Source organism: Streptomyces inhibens, assembly GCF_003389455.1.
In the GTDB taxonomy this organism is placed as follows: Bacteria; Actinomycetota; Actinomycetes; order Streptomycetales; family Streptomycetaceae; genus Streptomyces; species Streptomyces inhibens.
This window is the reverse complement of the sequence record NZ_QUAC01000332.1, coordinates 1-3475: the sequence shown is the minus strand read 5'-3', so window position 1 is coordinate 3475 and position 3475 is coordinate 1. Positions and strand designations below refer to the sequence as shown.

Here is a 3475-nt window from a genome sequence, read left to right as displayed (position 1 = left end):
GGCGGCGGAGGCGGCAGCACGACCGGGCCGGGGTCGGCGGGGCGGCCGGCGGGGGCGCTCTCGGCGGCGTCGGGGGTGTGGGGGTCGGGGGTGTGGGTGTCAGGGGTGTGCGCCTCATGCACAGGGACTTCGGGGAGCTGGCCGCTCGATGCACGGACCAGCCGACGGCGGGTGGAGCCGGAATCAGGGTCGAGATCGATGTCGATGTCGGCGGGGGCCGGGACCGGGACCGGGACCGGCGGCGTCGGCGTCGGCGTCGGCGTCGGCGTCGTACGGTCGCCGTAGTCGCGCTGCGGTGTGTCGTACGCATGATCAGGGGCGGGGGTGGGACCGGGGATGGTGACGGTCCGGTGCCCGCCGCCGATGTCATGGCGGTCGTAGCGGTCATAGCCGCTGTCCTGGTCGTCTTCGTAGACGTCGCCGTACCCGTCGTCGTAGCCGTCGTGCTCACGCGCCGGGTCGGTGTCCGGGGATCCGGTGCGCGACGCACCCTCTCCCCCCGCCTCGGCGCTGCCCGAGTCCGCGCCGAGCAGCCCCTGCGGCACGATCAGCACGGCCTGCACCCCGCCGTAGATGTTGCTCTGCAGCCGGACGACGATGCCGTGCCGCCGGGCCAGCGAGGAGACCACGAAGAGTCCGATCCGGCCGTCGCTCAACAGCTCGGCGACATCGATGTGTTCGGGGTCGGCCAGCAGGGCGTTCATCCGCGTCTGCTCGTCCGCCGACATGCCCAGACCGCGGTCCTCGACCTCGACCGCGAGGCCGGCGGTGACAAGTTGGGCGCGCAGCAGGACCGGGGTCTGCGGGGCGGAGTAGACCGAGGCGTTCTCGACGAGTTCGGCGAGCAGATGGATGACGTCGGCGACGGCGTGCCCGCGCAGAGTGCCCTCGATGGGCGGCACCAGCTTGATCCTCGGGTACTGCTCGACCTCGGCGATCGAGGAACGCAGCACCTCGGTCATGGAGACCGGCCGGCTCCACTGACGACGCGAGATGGCGCCGCCGAGGACGGCGAGGTTCTCGGCGTGCCGGCGGATGCGGGTGGCCAGGTGGTCGATGTGGAACAGGCCCTTGAGCAGGTCCGGGTCCTCGACCTGGTTCTCCAGCTCGTCCAGCAGCTCGATCTCACGGTGCACCAGGGACTGCAGCCGGCGGGCGAGGTTCACAAAGACCTCGACCTTCTGCTCGCTGCCGCTGGCGTTGCTGCGGGCGATGGCGACCGCGTCGATGACGGCGGACTCGGCGGCCCGGCCCGCGGCGGCCACTTCGTGGGCGAGCAGATCGAGGGTGTCGCCGGTGGGCACGAGGGCCGGCTCGGGCTCGCGGCGCTGGAGCCATTCGCCCTGCCGTACGCGGTCCAGCAGGTCGTACAGATCGGACTGGCTGCGGGCGCAGACCTGGCGCAGCCGGGCGTAGCGGGTGACGGCGGCGCGGGCCTCGGAGTTGGCGGCGGCGCCCGCGGTCAGCACGATGACGCAGACCGCGGCGAGGCCGCCGGACAGCACCACCCACTCACGGCCGGTGATCCGGGCGCCGCCGGCCTGGACGACGAAGGCGGCAACGCCGGTACAGATGACGGCGGTGAGGAGGCAGGGGACGGCGGCGAGCCGGACCAGCCGGGACCGTATCGCCGAGTCGGCGGCCGACTCGGGGAACGAGGCCCGACCGTGCCGTCCGCCCTCACGCTCCCGCCGCCGGGCGGAGGCGGGTACGGGGGCGGCCCCCGGGGAACCCTGGGCCCATGGGGACCTTGGAGCCTCCTGGGACGTCTGGGTCCCCTGGGGGAATGCGGTAGGCATCGGCGCCCTCCGGATCGGCCGTTGGCAGTTCACGGAGCACGCACGCTAGTTGTTGCAGGGGTGGGGTTCGGACCCACTTCGAGGTTTCGCTACCCCTCGCCACCTCCTTGGGTGGGCGTCACACGCACGCCAGTACGAACCAATCCGAACTCCCGTTCAAAGAGAGGGAGTTGATGCCTCCGTGGATGCCTCTTTCGATGACTCCAGGACGGCGCTCGGTGCCGCTGCGCGCGCCGGGGGCCAGCTCGGCCAGCCCTGCACGGGCGGCACGGCCACCGCACGCCACCAGGGCTCCACGATCTGCTCGTCGGCGGGCTCGAACGGTTTGCCCGGCGGGGGCGCGGCCACCTTCGCGCCGGACCGGCGCGCCGCCGCGACCGTACGCTCCACGGGCTCCGACCACGGATGCGGCGCGAGATTGAAGGTGCCCCAGTGGATCGGCAGCAGCACGCCTTCAGGGGTGCCGCCCGAGAGGTCGGCGTGTGCCCGCAGCCCCTCCTCCGGGGTCATATGGATGTCCGGCCAGAAGTCGCTGTACGCGCCGATCTGAATCATCGTCGCGTCGAACGGGCCGTGCTGCGCGCCGATCTCCACGAATCCGGAGAAGTAGCCGGTGTCGCCGCTGTGGTAGATCCGGTGGTCGGGTCCCGCGACCACCCAGGAGGCCCACAGGGTGTGCTGCGGGCCGCGCAGACCGCGGCCGCAGAAGTGCTGGGCGGGGGTGGCGGTGAGCGTCAGCCCGCCGACGTGGGTGGACTCGTGCCAGTCCAGCTCCGTGATCCGCTCCGCGGGCACGCCCCAGAACTCCAGGTCGGCGCCGATCCCCAGCGGCACGACGAAGGCGGCGCCGGTGGCGGTCAGGCCCTGGATCGTCGGCATGTCGAGATGGTCGTAGTGGTCGTGCGAGATCACCACGACGTCGACCGGATCGAGCGCGTCCAGTTCGACGGGCACCGGATGCATCCGCTTGGGACCGGCCCAGCTGAACGGTGAACAGCGCTCGCCCCAGACCGGGTCGAAGAGCACCCGCCGGCCGTCTATCTCGGCCAGCACGCTCGAATGGCCCATCCAGGTGAGCCGCAGCCCGGAGGCGGGCGGCCGCCCCCAGTCCGCTTCGGTCGGGCGGTGCACCGGAATCCGGCCGACCGGCGCCCGGCGCAGCCGCCCCTCACGACTCAGCTGCGTACGCGCCATCGGCAGCGCGGAGCCGTGGAGCAGCTGCCTGGTTTGCACCGGATTGCGGAACTGGCCGTCCACGAACTGTGGCGACCTGCGCATCCTTGCCAGCCGCTCCCCTGTGGGCTCGGCGCCGAAGCTTGCGGGGCGCAGCGCGGAAAGTCGAGTGCGGCGGGGTCGGGAACCGGTCACGGCACCTCCATGGTCGGGGCAGTCGCGAAGTGAACGGGCCGCGTGAGCGGTGGGTTCCGGCGCACCGGGCCACACGGCGCCGTCGTACGGTTTGCGCACCACGACACCCGGACTCCACACCATCACCCTCCCGCACAAACCGCGCGACCGGCCGTGACATTCCGGGACGGGGGTGTGAGGTGTTCCGGCGGGCCGCGCGGAGGGGGCGGGCGGGCGCAGGGGCACTACCGGGCCGCGCAACTCGGGCGCGTCCGGTGCGGTGAGCGCGGGCCCGGCGGTGGCAGGCGGTGGCCGGCGAGCGCCTCGTC

The 3475-nt window shown here is 72.7% G+C and carries 2 protein-coding genes; both read right to left on the bottom strand.

All coding sequences use genetic code 11. From position 1 onward, the window contains the following. On the bottom strand, window positions 1-1799 hold a 1799-nt coding region (locus tag DY245_RS33960; RefSeq protein WP_128510982.1), incomplete at its 3' end, for a sensor histidine kinase. 156 nt (window positions 1800-1955) lie between these two features. Continuing rightward, a complete protein-coding gene (locus DY245_RS33955) occupies window positions 1956-3167 on the bottom strand; it encodes an MBL fold metallo-hydrolase (protein ID WP_128510981.1) in 1212 nt (403 codons plus the stop codon). Between the last annotated feature and the right edge of the window lie 308 nt (window positions 3168-3475).